Source organism: Kaistella gelatinilytica (assembly GCF_015679325.1).
Lineage (GTDB): Bacteria > Bacteroidota > Bacteroidia > Flavobacteriales > Weeksellaceae > Kaistella > Kaistella gelatinilytica.
The window spans coordinates 49,612-71,224 of record NZ_JADPVI010000004.1 but is presented as its reverse complement, the minus strand read 5'-3'; the positions used below and the strand labels follow the sequence as shown (position 1 = coordinate 71,224).

The window sequence follows — 21,613 nt, the reverse complement described above, 5'->3', positions numbered from 1 at the left end:
AAATGACGATCATTATTACAGGAACTTCTAGCGGAATCGGTTTTGCTTTGGCTGAATATTTTGGAAAAAAAGGGCATCAGGTTTTTGGACTGAGCAGAAAACCCGCAAGTTCTGAACATTTCAAAACCATTCTTACTGATATCACCGATAACGATCAGGTTCAAAACGCTATTTCGGAAATTTTAAAAACCGAAAATAGGATCGATGTACTCATTAACAATGCCGGAATCGGAATGGTTGGAGCTGTAGAAGATTCTTCGCAGGAGGAAATTCTGAAATTATTTAATCTCAATCTGGTTGGTTCTGTACAAATGATGACGGCAGTTTTACCAAAAATGAGGGAACAGAAATCTGGAAAAATCATCAATATTTCCAGCATTGGTTCAGAAATGGGACTGCCTTTTCGAGGATTTTATTCAGCCTCAAAATCTGCTTTGGATAAAGTAACAGAAGCAATTCGTTACGAAGTTTCTCCCTGGAATATTGAGATCTGCGCTTTACATTTAGGCGACATTAAGACCAATATTGCAGAAAATCGGGTGAAAACTAAAGTTTCTGAACCATACCAAAAAACTTTCGAGAAAGTTTATAAATTGATGAACTCGCACGTCGATGAAGGTAGCGAACCTGAGGAAGTTGCAGCATACATCGAAAAACTATTGGCTAAAAAAAACTGGAAGGTTCACTATTACTTTGGGAAATTCGGACAAAAAATTGCTGTGCCTCTAAAATGGCTTTTGTCGCAAACTTTTTATGAGAAATTAATGAAGAAATACAATAACCTCAATTAACTTTTTGTCCATTAAATCATCAAATAAGATCATAATCGAATGTTAGTTAACATAATTTTTCGGTTTTCGCTTTAAAATGTATATTTACAAAAAAGAAATGCAAACTATGAAATCATTAGCAACAATAGCACTTACCTTATTTACTGCAATTAGTCTGAGTGCGCAGGCAAATTATTTTAATGAAGCGGTACGGTTTAATAAATTTATAGACCGCGTAAATGCTCCGAAAGGCTTAGCATTGGTTTACGCAGACATCGAGGGCAATGCTTATTTTGCAAAGAATTTCGTTTCTGCGAATATTGAAAACGCTACGAGTTTGATCAAAGCAAGATATAATACCTACACCGATACGGTAGAATTACAGAATAACGACGATATTTTCGAGCTGCCCAAATCTCAAAAATATGGCCGAATTTCTTTCTTAAATCCGAGCGCTGTACTTGTTTATGTTACAACTGGCAATATTCCACAAGGCTATTATTTTGAACTGGCAAAAGGGAAATATACGTTGCTCAAAAAGATGAAAGCTGAATTTCGAGAAGGTTCTCCTGCAGTAAATTCTTTTACGCCGGCAATTCTCCCAAGATTTGAGAATTTAAATCCTGTGTATTACATCAAAACAGAGACTGACGTTATTAAACTGACTAAAAATGTGAAAGATTTAGTGACTGCAATGCCTGATAAAAAAGATGCAATTACAGATTTCGTGAAGAAAAACAAAATCAAATTTAATGAGGATTCTGATCTTACAAGACTGGTCAATTTTCTCAACACTTCTAATTAAAAATTGAATCGTATTATTCTAACCTTTTCATTTTAAAGGTGATCTTTTTAAAAATAAAAATGCTTATTACGTTATGAAAACTATTTTTAGTTCTATTTTTCTTCTTTCTGTAATGGTTGGTTTACAAGCTCAACAGATCAGTTTGGGTGAAATTTCCAGAACCGCAAAATTCGGTAAACTGATCGATGAACAAAATAATGGCTCGACTAAAATTAAATATTCTGACATCAAAGGCATTCCTTATTATTATCCAGAATTTATCAATGCACGGATCGGTGACACATCAACTTCCGCCCCTATTCGATACAACAGTTTTTTAGATACCGTAGAAATTGTGAACAATGAAGATGTTTATCAGCTTCCAAAAGACGACTCCAATCCGTATTTAACTTTTACAACTACGAAAGAAAAATTAGTTTTCGTAAAAACAGATGATTTATATTCCGGCTATTTTTTTGAACTATCTGATGGAAAATACCGAATTCTAAAGAAAGTAATTACCAAATATCAACCGGCTGAACCGGCTCCGAATTCTATGATCGCTGGGAGTCCAGCTACATTTATTCCACAGAAACCTTTGTATTTTATCAGAACAGAAAACGGTTTCTTTAAAATTAATAAAAGTGCGAAGGAGTTAGCAAATCATTTCCCAGAGAAAGCAAAAGAAATTACCGATTTTATCGATAAACATAACATCAAATTGAACAAGGAGGAAGATCTCACAAAGTTAGGATCCTTCTTAAATCAATAAAATTTGCTAAAATAATAAAGTCACGTTTCAAAACCTGAAACGTGGCTTTTTCTTGTAAAAAACGCTCAGATTAAAAAAGTTCTGCAGCAATTTTCTTGATATTATCGCTTTTTCCCATCGAATAGAAATGCAAAACCGGAACCCCAAAATCCAATAATTCTCGACATTGGTTAATAGTCCACTCAATTCCAATTTGATTTACGGCTTTATTATCTTTGGCATTTTCTACCGCCGAAATTAAATCTTCCGGTAAATCAATTTTAAAAACCTTGGGCAACATTTGCAGATGACTTTTCGTCGCAATCGGTTTAATTCCCGGAATAATCGGAACGGTAATTCCAATCTCACGTGCTTGTTTCACAAATTCAACAAATTTTTTATTATCGAAAAACATTTGTGTCACCACATAATCAGCTCCTGCATCGACTTTTTCTTTCAGCCATTTTAAATCATAATTCATGGACGGCGCTTCAATATGTTTCTCCGGATAACCCGCGACACCAATACATAATTTATTATTTTCATCCAGAATATTTTCATCGTGCAAATATTTTCCGCGACCCAAATCATTCATTTGATGAACTAGATCCATCGCATTTTTATGACCGCCAGAAGTTGGCTCAAAATATTGCTGTCCTTTCATCGCATCACCGCGCAAAGCCATCACATTTTCGATTCCGAGATACATACAGTCGACCAAAAGATATTCGGTTTCTTCCTGCGTAAAACCACCACACAAAACATGCGGAACCGTATCAACATTGTATTTATGCTGAATTGCAGAACAAATCCCTAAAGTTCCGGGACGCATTCTCGTAATTTTCCGCTCCATCAAACCATTTCCTTTATCCAGATAAATATATTCCTCGCGAGAAGTCGTTACATCGATAAACGGCGGTTTAAATTCCATCAAAGGATCAATATTTTTGTACAAATCCTCGATGCCGATTCCTTTTTGTGGCGGCACGACTTCGAGGGAAAATAAAGTTTTTCCGTTTGCGTTTTTTATATGTTCTGTGATTTTCATAGTTTATTGTCATTGTTGGGTTTTCGAAACAATCTCACTTTAATTTTCAATATTTTTTGGGGCAGACATTTCCGCCTTCCGTTCCCGCTTTTTTTCTTGTAGGCTTCGGCTCTGCTCAGCCTACAAGAAAAAAGAGCTCCACTCAAGTCGGGCTGCAGATTCGGTTTTTCAATCAGTTTTGTATCAATTTAGAAGATTCCGCGTTTATTTTTTGATGATTCATTATTGATAATTGATTGCGCCCTTTCAGGGCTTCGCGATGGATTTTAATTTTTTTTCCAATGGGCTTCACCCATTGCTTTTGATAGCGCCACTTCGTGGCTTTTCTAATCTGCTAGATTCGGACTCAGCCATTTTCTGGCGAATTCCAGATCAACTCCTTTTCTTTCAGCATAATCTTTCAACTGATCTTCTTTTATTTTTCCTACCCCAAAATATTTCGCTTTCGGATTTCCAAAATAATATCCGGAAACGGCCGCAGTTGGAAACATTGCTAAACTTTCTGTCAGTTCTAAACCGATATTTTCTTTCACCTTCAAAAGATCCCATATAGTTTGTTTTTCCAAATGATCCGGACAAGCAGGATAACCTGGAGCAGGACGAATTCCTAAATATTTTTCAGCGATCAGATCTTCATTTTCTAAATTTTCATCTTCGGCATAACCCCAAAATTCTGTACGAACTTTGTAATGTAAAAATTCAGCAAAAGCTTCTGCGAGGCGATCTGCCAAAGCTTTTACAATAATCGCGTTGTAATCATCGCCTTCATCATAATATTTTTTAGCTAGCTCTTCCGTTCCAAAACCTGTTGTAACGGCAAAAGCTCCGACATAATCCTGTTTACCCGAAGATTTTGGAGCGATAAAATCACTTAAAGCTAAATATTCTTTTCCCGCAGATTTTTTCAGTTGTTGTCTCAAAGTATGGAATTTTGCCAGTTCATTTCCTTCTTCATTATAAACCAAAACATCATCTTGCTCATTAGAATTTGCTGGAAAAATTCCAAAAATTCCTTTTGCAGTAAATAGTTTTTCATCGAGAATTTTATCGAGTAAAACTTTTGCTTCATTAAATAATTCTGTCGCTTGTTCACCAACAACCTCATCAGTTAAAATCTGCGGAAATTTTCCGTGCAATTCCCAACTTCGGAAAAACGGTGACCAATCCATAAAATCTAACAATTCTCTTAAATCTTGATTTTCAATTACCTTAATTCCTAGGAATTTCGGTTTTGAAATATTTTCATTTGCCCAATCAATGGTGAAATTTTGTTTTCTAGCTTCTTCAATAGTCAAATAAACTTTTTCAATTTGACGATCTAAAAATTTCTGACGGAAATCTTCATAGTCAATTTTAAGATCAGCTTTATACTGAACATTATTGTGATCAAGCAATTGAGAAACCACGCCAACTGCTCTGGACGCGTCATTCACATGAACAACCGTATGTCCGTATTTTGGAAAAATTTTCACCGCAGTATGTGCCTTTGAAGTCGTGGCGCCTCCAATTAATAAAGGGAAATTTAAATTTTTTCTTTGCAATTCATCTGCAACATGAACCATTTCATCTAGACTTGGCGTGATTAATCCGCTCAAACCGATCACATCAACCTGATGATCGATTGCTGCCTGAATAATTTTTTCCGCCGGAACCATCACGCCCAAATCGATGATTTCATAATTGTTGCAACCCAAAACCACACTTACAATATTTTTTCCAATATCGTGAACATCGCCTTTTACGGTTGCCATGAGAATTTTTCCGTTTGGTTTTTGCTTTTCATCTTTTTCGGCTTCGATGTAAGGTTGCAAATAAGCGACGGCTTTTTTCATTACTCGCGCAGATTTTACAACTTGTGGCAAAAACATTTTTCCGCTGCCAAACAAATCACCGACAACGCCCATTCCGGTCATTAAATTGAGTTCAATAACATCTAAAGGTCGTTTGGAAAGAGATCTTGCTTCTTCTACATCTTCAATAATAAACCGATCCGTTCCTTTCACCAAAGCATGCGTAATTCTGTTTTGCAAAGTTTCTTTTCGCCATTCTAATTCTTCTACAAATTCTTTTTTGGTTGATTTTACTCTTTCAGAATAATCAAGAAGTCTCTCAGTTGCGTCCTCTCTGCGATCCAACATGACATCTTCAACCAACTCCAACAATTCTTTTGGAATTTCATCATACACTTCCAACATCGTCGGATTGACGATTCCCATATTCATTCCAGCTTTTATGGCGTGATAAAGAAAAACGGAATGCATCGCTTCCCGAACATTATCATTTCCTCTAAATGAAAAAGAAACATTGGAAACTCCGCCACTCACTGAAACATTTGGCAAATTTTCCCGAACCCATTTTGTAGCTTCAATGAAATCTATTGCGTTTCTCCGGTGTTCATCCATTCCGGTTGCTACAGGGAAAATATTGAGATCGAAAATAATATCTTCAGAAGCAAAATGTACTTGATTGACTAAAATATCATAGGATCTTTTGCAGATTTCTATCCTTCTCTCAAAATTATCGGCTTGACCATTTTCATCAAAAGCCATTACAATGACTGCTGCACCATATCTCTTTATTTTCTTCGCATGATCGATAAATTCTTTTTCACCTTCTTTTAAGCTGATGGAATTCACTACACATTTTCCCTGAACGACTTGCAAACCAGCTTCCAAAATTTCCCATTTGGAGGAATCGATCATAATTGGAATGCGGGAAATATCGGGTTCAGATGCAATTAAATTCAGGAATTTCACCATGGCAAATTTTCCATCAAGCAATCCATCATCGAAATTAACATCTAAAATTTGCGCACCACCTTCAACTTGATTTCGTGCGATATCAAGTGCTTCGGAATAGTTGCCTTCTTTAATTAGTCGAAGAAATTTCTTAGAACCCGCAACATTTGTTCTTTCCCCAATATTAATAAAATTGGATTCCGGTGTTATAATTAAAGGTTCTAAACCTGATAATTTTAAATATTTCATTTTTTTAATCTGTTTTAAAGCCACGAAGTGGCGCAATCATTAGCATTGGGTGAAGCCCAATGTTGTATATGGAATATGAATCAAAGCCCTGAAAGGGCGCAATCAATTTCACATTATTATCAATCCCAAATATATCTTTCATCATATTCAATATTATATTTCTTTATAAATCCTAAAAATTCTTCTTGAAATGATTTCCTTTTGTGATGTTCTTCCTGGTTGATAATATAATTTTTCACTACTTCTATTTCCGTTGGGTTTACAGAAAAAGCACCATAACCATTTTGCCAATAGAAATTTTCGAATTCCTTACCTTTTATTTTAATCCATTTTGAAGAATGAGATTTTACTTCTTCAATCAATTTCATTAAAGTAATTTTCTTCGATAATAAACATAAGATATGAACGTGATCTCTGTAACCACCGACTTGAATTGGATTGCATTCTAAATTTTTGCAAATACCGCCTAAATAATTACACAACTCTTCTTGTATTGCTTCTGTAATTAGAGGTTCTCTATGTTTGGTGGAAAAAACCAAATGCACATATATTTTGTTTAGGGATTGTGACATGTCGTATGATTTTATTTTAATATTTCATCGGGTAAATTTGATTGCGGTCTTTCAGACCTGTTCGTTATCTCTATTTAATTTTCATTGGGCTGCGCTACGCTTACCAAATGCTTTTGATTTCGCCACTTCGTGGCTTTATGGCCTTATTGCTTTATTGCTTTATTGCTTTATTGTTAAATTAAATATTTACTTATCTAAGATTTTATACTGATTTTTCTCGGTTCATAATCTTTCACCAAATCTGCAATTGCTTTAATGTGAGGCGGCGTCGTTCCGCAACAACCACCAATAATATTGATCAATCCTTTATCTGCATATTCGCGAATTTGTTCTGCCATAAATTCTGGACTTTCATCATATTGACCGAAAGCATTTGGAAGTCCTGCATTTGGATAAGCGGAAATAAAGAAGTCTGAATTCTTGGATAATGTTTCTAAATACGGTGTTAACTGTTTTGCTCCTAAAGCGCAATTTAATCCGACACTTAAAAGATTTAAATGCGAGATCGAAATGAGAAATGCTTCTGCGGTTTGTCCGCTCAAAGTTCGTCCGGAAGCATCGGTAATTGTTCCGGAAACCATAATTGGAATTTGAATATTTCTTTCTTCCTGAATTTCATCAATCGCGAAAAGGGCGGCTTTTGCATTTAAAGTATCGAAAATTGTTTCAACGAGAAGAATATCTGAACCTCCATCTAGTAAAGCTTCTGCCTGTTGTTTGTAAGCAATTCTCAATTGATCAAAAGTAATTGCCCGAAATCCCGGATCATTCACATCCGGGCTTAAACTTGCCGTTCTGTTGGTTGGACCGATAGAACCTGCAACGAATCTTGGTTTCGCTGGATTTTTTGCGGTGAATTCGTCGCACACTTTTCTCGCGATTTTGGCGGATTCAAAATTGAGTTCGTAAACCAATTCTTCCATGTGGTAATCTGCCATTGCGATAGTTGTTCCGGAAAAACTATTGGTTTCGATGATATCTGCATCGGCTTCTAAATATTTACGGTGAACTTCTTCAATGGCGCCTGGTTGCGTTAATGAAAGCAAATCGTTATTTCCCTTTAATGAATATTGCCAATCTTTGAATCTTTCGCCACGGTAATCTTCTTCCGTGAAATTGTAGCGTTGCAGCATTGTTCCCATCGCGCCGTCGAGGACGAGAATTCTTTCGTTTAGCGCTTTATATAATTCTGAGGTGTTTTTCATTTTTTTATTTTTAACTAAAGTATCCATTATTAGAAACTTATTGCAGCCCGACCTGAGTGGAGCTCTTTTTGCTGGAACAAAGTGGAAGCAAAAAAGCGGGAATGGAGGGCGGAAATGTCTGCCAAAATCATTCTAATCTAAAGCTTGTTTTAGATCATTAATTATATCATCAATATGTTCTAAACCAACGGAACAGCGCACCAATCCTGCAGTAATTCCGACTTGATTTCTCTCGGCTTCGGAAAGCTTAGAATGCGTCGTAGAAGCGGGATGCGTGACAATTGTGCGGGTGTCGCCGAGATTGGCGGAAAGGGAACACATTTTTATTTTATTGAGGAAATTTCGGCCGGCTTCGATGCCGCCTTTTACTTCGAAAGCGACGATATTACCACCTGCTTTCATTTGATTTTTGGCAGTTTCGTAATTGGGATGAGATTTTAAAAAGGGATATTTTACTAAAGAAAAATTTGGATGGGTTTCTAAAAACTCCGCAACTTTTAAAGCATTTTCGCAATGTTTGTCGACGCGAACCGCTAAAGTTTCTAAGCTTTTACTCAAAACCCAAGCATTGAAAGGCGACATTGCAGGTCCCGTATTTCGGGCGAAAAGGTAAATCTCCCTAATTAATTCCTTTTTTCCAACGGTAACGCCACCCATAACTCGCCCTTGACCATCGATTAATTTCGTGGCGGAATGAATGACCAAATCGGCGCCGAATTTTATGGGTTGTTGCAAATAAGGTGTTGCAAAACAATTATCTACGATGAAAATCAGATTGTGCTTTTTTGCAAATTTCCCTAATAATTCTAAATCTAAAACTTCGATCGCGGGATTGGTCGGCGTTTCGATGTAAAGGATTTTGGTTGAGGGTTTTACATATTTTTCAAGATCAGTTTCGTTGGCTTCAAAATAAGTGGTTTCAATATTCCATTTCGGGAAATATTTCGTGAAAAGTGTATGTGTAGAACCGAAAACGGCGCGGCAACTTAAAATATGATCGCCAGAATTTAGGAGCGCTCCAAACGTCGAAAAGATTGCAGCCATTCCTGTAGCAAAAGAATATCCATCTTCTGCACCTTCCAATTGAACCATTTTTTCGGTAAATTCATTCACATTTGGATTGGAAAATCGGCTGTAAATATTTTTCTGTTTTTCTTCGGCAAAACTTGCGCGCATATCTTCGGCATCCTGAAATACAAAACTTGAAGTTAGATAAAGTGGCGTAGAATGTTCATCGAAATGCGAACGTTCTGACTGAATTCGAACTGCTTGAGTTTCGAAATTTAAATATTGATTTTCCATAATTATTTATTTTCTGAAAGTCTTAAAATATCTCCGAAAACTCCTCTTGCAGTTACTTTTGCTCCTGCTCCAGCTCCCATGATCACAAGTGGATTTTCGCCATAACTTTCAGTGTAGATTTCGAAAATCGAATCTGATCCTTTTAATTGTCCCAGTGCAGAATTGGCAGGAACGGAAACTAATTGTACATCGAGTTCGCCTTTTTCTTGTTGGAGATCGCCGTGTAAATCTCCCACGAAACGCAGAACGTGATTTTCTTTTTGATTTTTTTTAACCGCGTCAAAATGTTCATCTAAAAGATTTAAACTTGAAATAAATGGGTCTTTATTTAATTTTAATAAATCTTCTGGAATTAAATTTTCAATTTTAATATCGCTGAATTCATTGCTCAAATCGAGTTCTCTGGCAAGAATTAACAATTTTCTCGCGACATCATTTCCGGAAAGATCTTCACGAGGATCAGGTTCTGTGAAACCTTTTTGCATGGCTTCTTTTAAAATCGTAGAAAATTTCTCATCACGCACTGAAAAATTATTAAAAATATAACTGAGGGAGCCGGAAAAAACCCCTTTAATTCTGGTAATATTTTCTCCTGACAGATGAAGCAATTTTATCGTATCAATTAAAGGCAAACCTGCTCCAACATTAGTTTCATAGAGATATTTTTTATTTCTCTTTGCTAAAACATGTCGAAAATCGCGATATTCAGAAATAGGTAATGTGTTAAAAATTTTATTGGAGGAAACCAAATCGAAACCATTTTCTGCCAGAGTGGTGTAATTTTTTACAAAATCTACACTGGCTGTATTATCGATGACGATCAAGTTTTCTAACTGATTTTTTTGAGAAAAGGAAATGAGTGATTCTACATTAGTTTCTTCTTCCGCGACCAAAATATCATCGGACCAACTTTCATTAAAACCCTCTTTATTAAAAGCCATTTTTCTTGAATTTGCAACGGCGACAATTTTCAGATTTAATTTTTTACGGTTTCGAATTTCTACCGCATTATTTAAAACCTGATCAATTAAAGTAGAACCCACTTTTCCGTGACCGATGATGGCTAGATGAACAGTTTTCGGTCTAGCGAAAATTTCCGCTTCGATAATGTTTTTGGCTTTTTCATCTTGGGAAGAAGTCACCACGATATTCATTTTATTTTCTGCTGCAACTTGATTTAAGATCAAAGGAAATATATTATTCCTCGCTAATTCTGACAATATTTTGGTTGAATCCTTCGTGACAAATCCCATCACTGAAACATTATTAATACTGTAGATCTGACTGACCTTACCCGATTTTCTTTCGTTTTCAAATTCATCGATCAAACAATTTACGGCTTTTTCAGAATCACTTTCGTTGACTAAAACTGAAATTCCGTTTTCTGCAGCTTGTTGAGAAATAACACCTACGCTGATTCTTGCATACGTCAAAGCTTTAAAAATTCGGCCGTCAATCCCAACTTCACCTAAGAAATTCTTTCCTTCAAATTTGATAATGGATTTATGTTTTAAAATTTTTATTTCCGTTCTATTTTTCATTGAAGATATTATTTAGTAAGTAATTAAGTTGATCGTATTCCATTAAAAAAGCATCGTGGCCGTGAATGGATTTAATTTCGTGATAGAAAACATTTTGTTTATTACTCTTTAAAAATTGATAGCAATTTTTCATTTCAAACGCTGGGAAAAACAAATCAGAATCTACTGCGATGAAATGAATATTGGCCTTGATATTTTTTAGTTTTTCGGGAGCTGCATTAATCGACATGAGTAAATTATTCATCAAACGGTAAGAACTTAAACTAAATCTTTCGCTTAACAATTTTCCATGGAAATTAAGCCAGTCGTGCGATTTTAGAATTTGCTTTTCAGTATCAAATTCGTTTTTGAAGCGGTGATTGAGAGATTCGGGAGTTCGATAGCATAACATCGCATGCAATCTTGCTTTCTGCAAAGGCTCTTCTTTTTGGTCTAAAAGAAATTGCTGAACCAAACATTGAGCATGCAACCAGTCAGAAGTTTTATAATCGCAAGCAATAGGAATAAAATGATCAGTTAAATCAGATTTAATTGCAATCATTTCCCAACCGATCGCGCCACCAATTGAACCACCAATTAGCGTATAAAGTTTAGGAATATTGAGAAATTCGAGACCTTTCAAAAAAATATTGGCGATGTCTTTTGTCGTGAAAACATTTTCTTCAGCGATGAGATTTCCATCGAAACCATTTCCGGGAATATTAAAGCAAATGGCAGAATAAATTTTTGTGTCAATAATTTTATCATCTCCAATTAATGAATTCCACCAACCATTTTCACCAGCAACTTCAGAGTTTCCAGTCAATGCATGATTCACCAAAATAATCGGAGCCGAATGTAATGGTGGTCCGAAAATTTGATAAGACAAATCAATATCGAGGATTTTTCCTGATACTAAATGTTGATTTTTGAGTTTGATATGTTGTAGCGGTGTTTTCAATTTTTCTTAAAATTAAAATTGAAAATGCTACCTGAGAAGGGTAAAAAAGTTTCTGTTATCTTCACCCAAATTGGGTAAGAATGTAGCACCTTCTCCGTTTCCGAAGGGTTGCCAAGGTTTCATAGAGTCTTATCTCTCCACCTTTCTTGATAACATTTTCAATATGTAAATGAACTAATCTGTTGCAAAGGAAGGAATTAAAATGATTACTCACAAACTTTTGAATTATTTTTATTCCTTAATTTTGCAGAAGAAATTTTAGGTAAAATGACAGAAAGAGAAAGAATGCTCGACAGTGACTGGAAAAAATGGGGACCTTATGTGAGCAACAGACAATGGGGAACGGTGCGCGAAGATTACAGCCCAAACGGAAATGCATGGGGTTACACGACCTACAACGACGCGATCAGCAGAGCTTATCGGTGGAGTGAAGATGGTATTGCAGGAATTTGTGACAGTAAACAACGCTTATGTTTTGCATTCTCTTTCTGGAATCGAAAAGATAAAATGATCAAGGAACGCTTTTTCGGATTAAGCAATTATGAGGGAAATCACGGCGAAGATCTAAAAGAAATTTACTACGAACTCGACAATACGCCAACTCATTCCTACATGAAATTGGTTTATAAATATCCTGTAAATGAATTTCCGTACGATGAATTAATTGCGGAAAATGGAAAGAGAACAAAGCAAGATCCTGAATTTGAGTTGATTGATACCGGGATTTTTAATGACAACAACTATTTTGATATTTTCATTGAATATGCGAAAATAAATCATGATGATTATCTTATTCGTGTAACTGCGATCAATAGAAGTGAGGCAAAAGCTCCTTTGTTCATTCTGCCAACCATTTGGTTCAGAAACAACTGGAGTTGGGGTCATGGAGAATATGAGCCTCAACTAAAATCTTCGGTAAGTGGCGATATTGAAATTCATCATGAGTCTTTACCAGTTATAAAATTATATTCAAGAGAGCAAAATACAGAAACACTCTTTTGTAATAACGAAAGCAATCCGGCTAAGATTGAAGGTGCGAGCAGCGACCCAAAATATTATAAAGATGGCATCAATAATTTTCTGGTTCACAATGATGAAGATGCTGTGAATCCTGAGAAAAACGGAACTAAAGCATGTTTCGTTATCGACACAGAAATAGAAGCGGGTGACTCTCAAACTTTTGATTTCAGATTGAGTCCACACGATATGGAAAATGCTTTTTTTGACTTCGACGAAGTTTTTAGTTTAAGAAAAAGTGAAGCCGAAGAATTTTACGCAACGCTTCAAAAAGATCTTAGCGACGAGGAGGAAAAAAACATTCAAAGACAAGCTTTTGCCGGACTTTTGTGGAATAAACAATTCTATCATTATAACGTTTCAAAATGGATGAAAGGTGATCCGAAACTGGAAGCGCCGAGAGATTTAGACAAGCATGTTCGAAATGTTGGTTGGGAACACATGCAGAATAAAGACATTATTTCGATGCCGGATAAGTGGGAATATCCGTGGTTCGCAACCTGGGATCTCGCATTTCACTGTGTTCCGTACGCCATTATTGATTCGGGGTTTGCAAAACATCAGCTCAAATTACTGACGAAAGAATGGTACATTCATCCCAATGGTCAACTTCCGGCTTATGAGTGGGATTTCAGCGATGTAAATCCGCCGGTTCATGCGTGGTCTACTTTCCGGGTATTCAAAATTGATGAGAAGTTAAATGGAAAACCCGACATTCCTTTTCTGGAAAGCGTTTTTCAAAAACTATTATTAAATTTCACCTGGTGGGTCAACCGAAAAGATAAGAACGGAAATAATGTTTTTGGTGGCGGTTTCCTCGGACTTGATAACATCGGCGCTTTTGACCGAAATATGGAGTTTAAAAATGGTGACCATTTAGAACAAGCCGACGGAACAAGTTGGATGGCGATGTTTGCATTAAATATGATGCGGATTTCTATGGAGCTCGCTTTATACAATCCAATTTATGAAGATATGGCGATCAAATTTTTCGAACATTATCTTTATATCGCCGAAGCCATGGAAAATCTTGGAGATCCTAGCAAAGGTTTATGGAACGACGAAGATGGTTTTTTCTACGACGTTCTTCAACTCAATAATGGTGATGCCGTTTCATTGAAATTAAGAAGCATTGTTGGTTTAATACCGATGTTCGCTGTAGAAGTGATTGAACATTCCGTATTGGAAAAACTCCCCGCTTTCACCGAAAGAATGGAATGGATCCTGAAAAACAAACCCGAACTCGCTAATTTAGTTTCACACTGGGAAGTAGAAGGTAAAAGCAGAAAACATTTGATGAGCATTCTTCGGAAAAACAGGCTGAAAAGAATTTTGGAACGAATGGTCGATGAAAACGAATTTCTCTCCGATTACGGAATTAGATCGATGTCGAAAGTTTACGAAAAAGATCCTTTTAAATTCTCAGTCGATGGCAAAGATTTCATCGTGAAATATACTCCCGCAGAAAGCGACAGCAGCATGTTTGGCGGAAACAGCAACTGGCGCGGTCCTATTTGGTTTCCCATTAATTTCCTGATTGTGGAAAGTTTGCAGCGTTTTCATTATTATTATGGTGACAGTGTTCAAATCGAATATCCGACAAACAGTGGAAAAGTGAGAAATCTGGAATTTATAGCGGATGATCTGAGTCAGCGACTCTACTCCATTTTTAGTAAAGATGAAAACGGCAACAGACCTTTCAACGGTGGAAACGAATTTTTAAATCACAATGAATTCTTCAAAAACTACATCATGTTTCACGAATATTTCAATGGTGATACGGGTGAAGGAATCGGCGCATCTCACCAAACAGGATGGACGGCGACGATTGCGAAACTTATTCAACCAAGAATGGGTTCGAGACCAAAATAAATATTTTTATAGATTTAAACGCCTACTTTCTCTCCATTCACAAAAACCTCATAATTAACCGTTACATTTGGTTCTAAAGTTTTGGAAACCGAACAGTATTTTTCAAAGGAAAGTTCTGCAGCTTTCTGGGCTTTTTTCGGATCGATTTTCCCTTCCAAAAAGAATTTTACATTGATGGTTTTAAAAGGTTTTGCTTCATCCATCTGAACTCTTTCCCCTTCGGCTTCTGCAGAAAAATTGGTAAGTTCCTGTCTTTGTTTTTTCATGATGGAAACCATGTCGATTCCGCTGCAACCGGCAACTGCCATTAATAGAGATTCCATGGGAGAAACGGCTTTTGTTCCTTCTGATTGGGAAATATTATCTAAAAGGATGGAGTTCCCAATAGAATTTTTACATTCAAATAAATAATCGTCGTTGATTCTATTGAGGGTAATTTTCATATTGTATATTTTAAAAGATGATACGTTTAAAAGTTTAATTTGAGGATTTTAATTATAAAATTCCTCTTGCTTTTATTTCCAGATACTTATTAATGACTTCCAGATTTAAATTTTCGGGAAGCGTATAAATGGTATATATCCCAAATTTCTTTAATTCCTGAATAATTAATTTCTTTTCGTACTCAAATTTCTCTGCAATAATTTCATCGTAAACTTCCTGAATATTTTCCGGATTGGTATTCATTAAACTTTGGAGTTCAGAATTTTTAAAGAAAATAATGACTAATAAATGATTCTTGGCGATTCCACGAAGATATCTCATTTGTCGGTTTACCGCATCTAAAGTTTCAAAATTGGTGAAAAGCAAGATCAAACTTCGTTGTCCAATATTAAATCTCACTTCCTGATACAATCTGCTAAAATCACTTTCGAAAAAATTGGTCTGAATATTATAAAGTGCTTGCGAAATCTTTTTCAGCTGTCCAGATTTATTATCTGCGGCGACTTTATTTTCAGCCTTTTTAGAAAAAGTCATCATTCCGGCGCGATCATTTTTTTTCAGGATAATATGACTCAAAGCCATCGTTGCATTGATGGAATAATCGAGTAGACTCAAACCATTGAAAGGCATTTGCATGGTTCTGCCAATATCGATGAGCATAAAAATTCGCTGCGATTTTTCGTCCTGAAACTGATTCACCATCAATTGATTTCTCTTCGAAGTCGCTTTCCAGTTGATCGTTCGCACATCGTCGCCGGGAACATATTCTTTGATTTGCTCAAATTCCATGGTATGTCCCAACTTTCGGATTTTTTTAATTCCGCCCAAAAGGAATTCATTTTGAAGTGCCATTAATTCATATTTTCTTAAATGAATAAATGACGGATAACTCGGTACCAAAGCATCTTTTTGAAAGGTAAAACGTCGGGAAACAAATCCTAAAGTTGATTGTGCAAAAATATTCAAATTCCCAAAACTATATTCGCCGCGTTCTTTCGGTTCTAAAATATATTCGAAAAGAACATTGTTTTTAGGTTTAATGATTCTTTCAATATTAAAATCCCTCTTTTGAAACTGAAAAGGAATTTCATCAATCACTTTGGTTTTAATTTGAAAAGGATAATTATTTTTTAGATCAATTTTTATTGAATTTTGATCGCCATTCGATAATTTTTCAGGTAAAATTCTTTGTGCCTGAACTGCATTTTTCTGATTGAATAAAAGCAAGTAATCAACGGTAAATGCTAAAAAAACTAAAATCAAAAACCCGTGCGCCACTCCCATTAAAACCGGAAAGAAAAAAGCCAGAACATAAGTAATTCCCACGCCGAAAAGTGTGAAGAAAAAACGGTTATTGAGGTATAAATTTTTCATATAGATTGCTTTAAATAATTGCTCATTACCAATTACTTATTGCTTATTTTTCTATCTCGGAATTTCAATCGCTTCCAATATTTGTCGAATGATTTCATCTGCGGTCAAACCTTCCATCTCTCGTTCAGGCGAAACCATAATTCTGTGGCGCAGAACGGCGTAACTCGCTTCTTTAATATCTTCCGGAGTTACAAAATCTCTTCCCCGAATGGCAGCAAACGATTTCGACGCCGTCAACAAAGCCAAACTTGCTCGTGGAGAAGCTCCCAAATAAAGGAATTGATTTTCTCTTGTATTAACAATGATTTTTGCAATATATTCCAGCAATTGAGGTTCTACAAGAATGTTTTTTACAATCTGCTGGTAGTTTTTGAGCTGAACACCAGAAATTACGCTGTGAACTGCATCGGTTTTATCTTCTAACCTGTTTGCGTGTTGATTTTTAATAATTTGAACTTCCTGCAAAAGATTCGGATAACCCACATTTATCTTAAAGAGAAAACGGTCGAGTTGCGCTTCCGGAAGACGATACGTTCCTTCATGCTCAATCGGATTTTGAGTTGCAACGACAAGAAAAGGCTCCTGCATTTCGTATTGCTTTCCATCCATCGTGATTTGGCGTTCTTCCATGACTTCAAACAAAGCAGACTGCGTTTTTGCAGGCGATCGGTTAATCTCATCAATCAAAATAAAACTGGAAAAAATGGGTCCTTTTTTAAATTCAAATTCAGAATTCTTGACATTAAAAATGGAAGTCCCCAAAATATCTGAAGGCATCAAATCGGGTGTAAACTGAATTCTACTGAATCCAACATCAACTGTTTTCGCTAATAATTTTGCTGTAATCGTTTTCGCAACTCCCGGAACACCTTCAATTAAAACATGTCCGTTAGATAAAAGTGCAACCAAAAGATGTTCAATCATTGATTCCTGACCGACAATTACTTTACCGATTTCAGCTTTAACAGCTTCCAGACTTTGCTGAAGTTCCGTCATATCAAGTCGCGGCTGAAATTCAGGAATTATATGCTCTGAACTTGGGTTTTCAAAATTTTCCATACTTATTTTTCGAGGTGAATTCATCGTTTTATATATAATGAATTCGTGTTTTTTTACTTTAATATTCCGTCGAGCAATCGGTTCATTTTCACCAGATCTTCTTTCATTACACTTGCATAAGGATCTTGTCCTCTTTTGATGAAATCAATTGCTTCATTAATTTTTTCAAGACTTTTTCCTGTTTTCAAATGTAAAGTTTGAGCGAATTTTTCATCTAAATTTTGCGTATCGATCATGAGATCAAGTCGTACACGATTTAGAAAATACTGTGCTTTTTTCGCCATCATATCGTGGAAATCACCTTCCTGTAAATATAGATTTCCGATGCTTTTCACAAATTCAACCGATTTATTTTTTAAAGGTTCGATGATGGGAACAATTCGCTGTTTTCTTTTCGCATTAAAAATAACAAATAATAAAAGTCCGGCCAAGAATAACCACCACGCAAATCGAAGCGCAGGTTTGGATAAAATAAATCTCAAAGGCGATTGCGATTCTGTAGACTCTTTATTAGATTCGGTAAACCAAACCGTTTCCCGTTTCGGCAGATAAGAAAACACATCTTGAACATACTTTTGGTTTTCCGGATTTAAGAGATAATAGTTGGTTACAATTAAAGGTTCGGTATGAAGATACAAATGACCTTTTCCAAAATTAACTTTAATAAAATTCACTTTTCCTCCATCGAGAACTGCTTTTCCTAAAATCTCGTGGTTTTTATCAATCCTCGAAAAACCTTGATTTGCAGGTAACTTATCAATCTTAATAGAATCTGCAGAAAATTTCTCGTCGGTAAGTTTAAACACATTCTCACTTCGAACACTTACGTAAGATGGCGTAAAGTGGTTAGAATCAGCAATTTTCGGGTGAAAACCTTCGGCAATGATCAATGCATCTGAACCTGATTTTACGGTTTCCAGTATTTTTTTCCAGGATTCAAAATCGATTTCGGATTGGATGATCAAAATATTGTGTGGCTTTTCCTTATTGGTTTTATAGTAATTATAAGGAGAAAGTTCCGTTCGTTTCACTTCATTATTGAGAAAATGATTTACTTCTTTATTAAAAACAAAAAGACCGAAAGGAGATTTCTGATTCACATCAAAATTTTTACGCCAATCCGTCACCTCCGTTTTATTGATTTCCAGCAAAGCCAAAATCAACATCACGAAGATGAAAATAATACCGTATAATTTGACTGTTTTGTTCATATTCTTTGCAAATCCTTCAGCTTAATAACTATATTTTAAATTGTAAAAACTTTTGTTTAAAGTGGTTGTAGCGCTCTTCATTTACTTCAAATTCTCCATACCAAACGTAATCGAAAATATAACTCAATTCCTGAAAACTGGTTTTCAAATCGGCAGTTTTTAATTCACCGAAATAATCTTTATTTGTTTTTTCCGGATTCCAATTGATGAGTTCTTTATCCGCTAATTTCTTTAAAACAAAAAGAAAATGATAACGGATCGCCGAACGATACTCTTTTTCCTGCTCAAATTTTTCGATGGATTCTTTAAAATTAATCTCATGAATATTCTCCTGTAAATCCTGATTCGCAATATTAAATTTCTTATTCTTCTTCCCAAAAAAGAAATTCCCGTCTTTATTCAGCAAAAATTTAAGTAACAAATAAAGCACAAAACCAATAATTACAATGGCTGAAAGTCTCAAAATAATTTCGGTGTACGAAGACGCTTTATTCGGATCAACTTCGCCAAAAATAGACTCCAGAAACTTTCTGATTCGCTTTGTAAGTTTCTGCCAGAAAGATTCTCTTGGTTTTATCGTCGTGTAATCGAAATCGGGTCCTTTATATTTTGACTGAAATTTCTCCTCAAAACTTTTAGGAAAAACAACATTATTCGTGGTAGGATTTTTTTTAAGAAGAGAATCTGCACGATATTTTGGTGAAGAAGAAACCAATGAATCAACCTTTACCGCAAACGGCGCCTCCGGAATTTTCTGAGAAATCCCGAAGAGTGAAAAATGTAAAAAAAGTAAAAATATTCTAAATTTCATTCGTACCAATCGTGTCGATTTCGGAAAGATCAAGATTCCGGTGAAGATCTGTTCTGCTGTCATAATATTGCAAACCGGAGTTCACGAAGATCACATTGATCATTAAAAAAGAAATTAATATTGAAACTCCGTAAATAGAGAAAAATAAAATTCCCATTGAACCTTCCATAATGTTTTGCGGTCCCTTTTGCGGAATTGTAACCATTGCACCTGAAATAATCATAAGTGGAATTATTGCAAACACCGAAGTTATGGTCTGAATCAGTAAATACATCACCGTTGTTGAGCCCCAATATTTCCAAAACGGAGATTTGTCGCGGCCATTTTTATAGGAAAACTGGGCTCTTACAGCATAACTGAGTGATTCGAAAAAACCTTTTTTGGTGTTGAAATAATCGAACATTAAAAAATTGACAACATTCATGATTATTGGTCCCATTAATATCAAGAGAAAAAATCCGATGACGATAATTATTAACATTGCAGAAATGCCAAAAAGAATCACGGCGAGTGGCATAACGATAAAAACCAATCCTAAAAAAAATTTAATAAATCGACCGGAATTATTTTTTAAATCACTTAAAATTTCGTCCGCTTTAATATTTTTATTTCCGGTTTCGGTCAATCTTTTCATATATAAAATCGGGTACGAATAGGAAATCATCATTACCATTAGGAAAAGAATAAACATGATCGCAGAAACTAACGTCAAAACCACACTGTTTTCCTGGAAATAAGCCTGAAAATAATAATTTTGACCCTGGATATTTGAACCCATCATTTGAGAAAATAATTCGCGGTAACCAAATACAAAAATGACTACCATCAGAATTAATAAAATCCCGTTGATCATTATATAATTTTTGAAATAGTTTTTACCGTTCTCTTTGAAAAACGTAAAAGTATCGCTAATGAACGTTCCGAAGTCGCGTTTCTGATAAAACTGCATCATTAAGGTATTTTTTTGAAATGTAATATGGATAAATAAAATAATAGGAACCAATGATTACAAAGGCACCGAAGATCATTATGAAGTTTAAAATTCCGGGCATTATCAAGGCATATCTCGTCAGATAACCTTCGATCATTCCTGCCATAATGGTAAATGGAACGGTGCTAAGAAATATTTTAAAAGCATCTTTGAAACCTAATTTAAAGGAATTAAATCTGGAAAAAGTTCTTGGGAAAAGAATGGACGCTCCTAAAATTAATCCCGCCATTGTTTCTACAACCATGCTGAAAATTTCAAAAACGCCGTGAAGCCAGATTCCTTTTGCACTGTCTTTTAAAGCGCCATGTTCGTGAAAAAAATATTGAAACGAACCAAGCATTATACAATTCTGGAGCAAAGCATACAAAGTCCCTACACCGCCGAAAACCCCATAAAGAAATAGAATGGCGCCAACTTTCAGATTATTTACGGTAATTCCAATTGTACTTCCCCAATTAGAACCTTGCTGATAAACGCCGACTGCATTGCCTTTTTTGATGTTTTCAATCGTTTTGTTTACATATTCTTCTCCCAGAATAACATTCACAAATTCCTTATCATAATACGCGGAAATAAATCCAATTAAAGTGAATAATATAAAAAAGCCAAACGCATAAAATAAATATCTGCGATACTGATAGACCAACAGCGGAACTTCAGTTTTAAAAAAATACAGGAGGCGGTTTTGTTCTGTCCGTTTCGTTTTATAAATTTTCTGAAAAATAAGGGAAGAAAGGTTGTTCAGATAAATTGTGGTTTTGCTTTTCGGATAATACGTTTGTGCAAAAGACAAATCATTCACCAGATTAATGTACAAAGAAGAGAGATCATCAGGATTTTTTTTCAATTTTTCTGCGATAACCTGCTCGATTCCCAACCATTTTTCTTTATTTTGTTTGATGAATGCCACTTCTCTCATAAGGAAGCTAAAATA

Annotated in this window: 18 protein-coding genes and 1 riboswitch; of the genes, 4 read left to right on the top strand and 14 right to left on the bottom strand. The window is 35.5% G+C overall.

What is annotated here, in order from left to right; genetic code table 11:
- The first annotated feature begins 2 nt into the window (after positions 1 to 2).
- The 3 genes from IV494_RS12995 (at position 3) to IV494_RS12985 (ending at position 2,326) form a co-directional block, all read left to right on the top strand.
- Entirely contained in the window at positions 3 to 791 is a 789-nt protein-coding gene (locus IV494_RS12995; protein WP_196080565.1) for an SDR family oxidoreductase, read from the top strand.
- 106 nt (positions 792 to 897) lie between these two features.
- Positions 898 to 1,575, top strand: coding sequence for a hypothetical protein (locus tag IV494_RS12990; RefSeq protein WP_196080564.1), 678 nt, complete (start codon positions 898 to 900; stop codon positions 1,573 to 1,575).
- A gap of 73 nt (positions 1,576 to 1,648) precedes the next feature.
- Entirely contained in the window at positions 1,649 to 2,326 is a 678-nt protein-coding gene (locus IV494_RS12985) for a hypothetical protein (RefSeq protein ID WP_196080563.1), read from the top strand.
- Positions 2,327 to 2,396: 70 nt separating this feature from the next.
- Here the strand turns inward: IV494_RS12985 and metF are convergent, their stop codons facing one another.
- The 7 genes from metF to IV494_RS12950 all read right to left on the bottom strand — a co-directional run bounded on the left by metF (position 2,397) and on the right by IV494_RS12950 (position 11,900).
- Positions 2,397 to 3,353 (bottom strand): methylenetetrahydrofolate reductase [NAD(P)H], encoded by a 957-nt coding sequence (gene metF / locus IV494_RS12980; protein ID WP_196080562.1) that lies wholly within the window; start codon positions 3,351 to 3,353, stop codon positions 2,397 to 2,399.
- 326 nt (positions 3,354 to 3,679) lie between these two features.
- Entirely contained in the window at positions 3,680 to 6,340 is a 2,661-nt protein-coding gene (metH, locus tag IV494_RS12975) for a methionine synthase (RefSeq protein ID WP_196080561.1), read from the bottom strand.
- 119 nt (positions 6,341 to 6,459) lie between these two features.
- Positions 6,460 to 6,912, bottom strand: coding sequence for an IS200/IS605 family transposase (gene tnpA, locus IV494_RS12970; RefSeq protein ID WP_196080560.1), 453 nt, complete (start codon positions 6,910 to 6,912; stop codon positions 6,460 to 6,462).
- A 194-nt stretch (positions 6,913 to 7,106) separates the two neighbouring features.
- Positions 7,107 to 8,117 (bottom strand): homocysteine S-methyltransferase family protein, encoded by a 1,011-nt coding sequence (locus tag IV494_RS12965; RefSeq protein ID WP_196080559.1) that lies wholly within the window; start codon positions 8,115 to 8,117, stop codon positions 7,107 to 7,109.
- Positions 8,118 to 8,249: 132 nt separating this feature from the next.
- Entirely contained in the window at positions 8,250 to 9,419 is a 1,170-nt protein-coding gene (locus IV494_RS12960; protein WP_196080558.1) for a trans-sulfuration enzyme family protein, read from the bottom strand.
- Between the two features lie 2 nt (positions 9,420 to 9,421).
- Positions 9,422 to 10,960, bottom strand: coding sequence for an ACT domain-containing protein (locus IV494_RS12955; protein ID WP_196080557.1), 1,539 nt, complete (start codon positions 10,958 to 10,960; stop codon positions 9,422 to 9,424).
- Positions 10,950 to 11,900: an alpha/beta fold hydrolase gene (locus tag IV494_RS12950; protein WP_230380160.1), complete on the bottom strand. Its 951-nt coding sequence runs from the start codon at positions 11,898 to 11,900 to the stop codon at positions 10,950 to 10,952. Before IV494_RS12950 ends, IV494_RS12955 begins: the two co-directional genes overlap by 11 nt.
- 52 nt (positions 11,901 to 11,952) lie before the next feature.
- Positions 11,953 to 12,056, bottom strand: a riboswitch (SAM riboswitch).
- 111 nt (positions 12,057 to 12,167) lie between these two features.
- On the opposite strand from IV494_RS12950, the gene IV494_RS12945 reads away from it, so the two are divergent.
- A complete protein-coding gene (locus IV494_RS12945) occupies positions 12,168 to 14,789 on the top strand; it encodes an MGH1-like glycoside hydrolase domain-containing protein (RefSeq protein ID WP_196080556.1) in 2,622 nt (873 codons plus the stop codon).
- A gap of 14 nt (positions 14,790 to 14,803) precedes the next feature.
- Here the strand turns inward: IV494_RS12945 and IV494_RS12940 are convergent, their stop codons facing one another.
- Genes IV494_RS12940 through IV494_RS12910 form a run of 7 tightly spaced genes read right to left on the bottom strand, consistent with a single transcriptional unit; the run spans position 14,804 to position 21,598 of the window.
- Entirely contained in the window at positions 14,804 to 15,232 is a 429-nt protein-coding gene (locus IV494_RS12940) for an OsmC family protein (RefSeq protein ID WP_196080555.1), read from the bottom strand.
- A gap of 52 nt (positions 15,233 to 15,284) precedes the next feature.
- Entirely contained in the window at positions 15,285 to 16,607 is a 1,323-nt protein-coding gene (locus IV494_RS12935; RefSeq protein WP_196080554.1) for a DUF58 domain-containing protein, read from the bottom strand.
- 51 nt (positions 16,608 to 16,658) lie between these two features.
- On the bottom strand, positions 16,659 to 17,666 hold the full coding sequence (locus tag IV494_RS12930; protein WP_196080792.1) for an AAA family ATPase: 1,008 nt from the start codon (positions 17,664 to 17,666) through the stop codon (positions 16,659 to 16,661).
- Positions 17,667 to 17,719: 53 nt separating this feature from the next.
- Complete coding sequence (locus IV494_RS12925; RefSeq protein ID WP_196080553.1) at positions 17,720 to 18,877, bottom strand: DUF4350 domain-containing protein; 1,158 nt, start codon at positions 18,875 to 18,877, stop codon at positions 17,720 to 17,722.
- 28 nt (positions 18,878 to 18,905) lie between these two features.
- A complete protein-coding gene (locus IV494_RS12920) occupies positions 18,906 to 19,688 on the bottom strand; it encodes a DUF4129 domain-containing protein (protein ID WP_196080552.1) in 783 nt (260 codons plus the stop codon).
- On the bottom strand, positions 19,678 to 20,640 hold the full coding sequence (locus tag IV494_RS12915; RefSeq protein WP_196080551.1) for a DUF4013 domain-containing protein: 963 nt from the start codon (positions 20,638 to 20,640) through the stop codon (positions 19,678 to 19,680). Before IV494_RS12915 ends, IV494_RS12920 begins: the two co-directional genes overlap by 11 nt.
- Positions 20,597 to 21,598: a stage II sporulation protein M gene (locus tag IV494_RS12910; RefSeq protein WP_196080550.1), complete on the bottom strand. Its 1,002-nt coding sequence runs from the start codon at positions 21,596 to 21,598 to the stop codon at positions 20,597 to 20,599. Before IV494_RS12910 ends, IV494_RS12915 begins: the two co-directional genes overlap by 44 nt.
- Between the last annotated feature and the right edge of the window lie 15 nt (positions 21,599 to 21,613).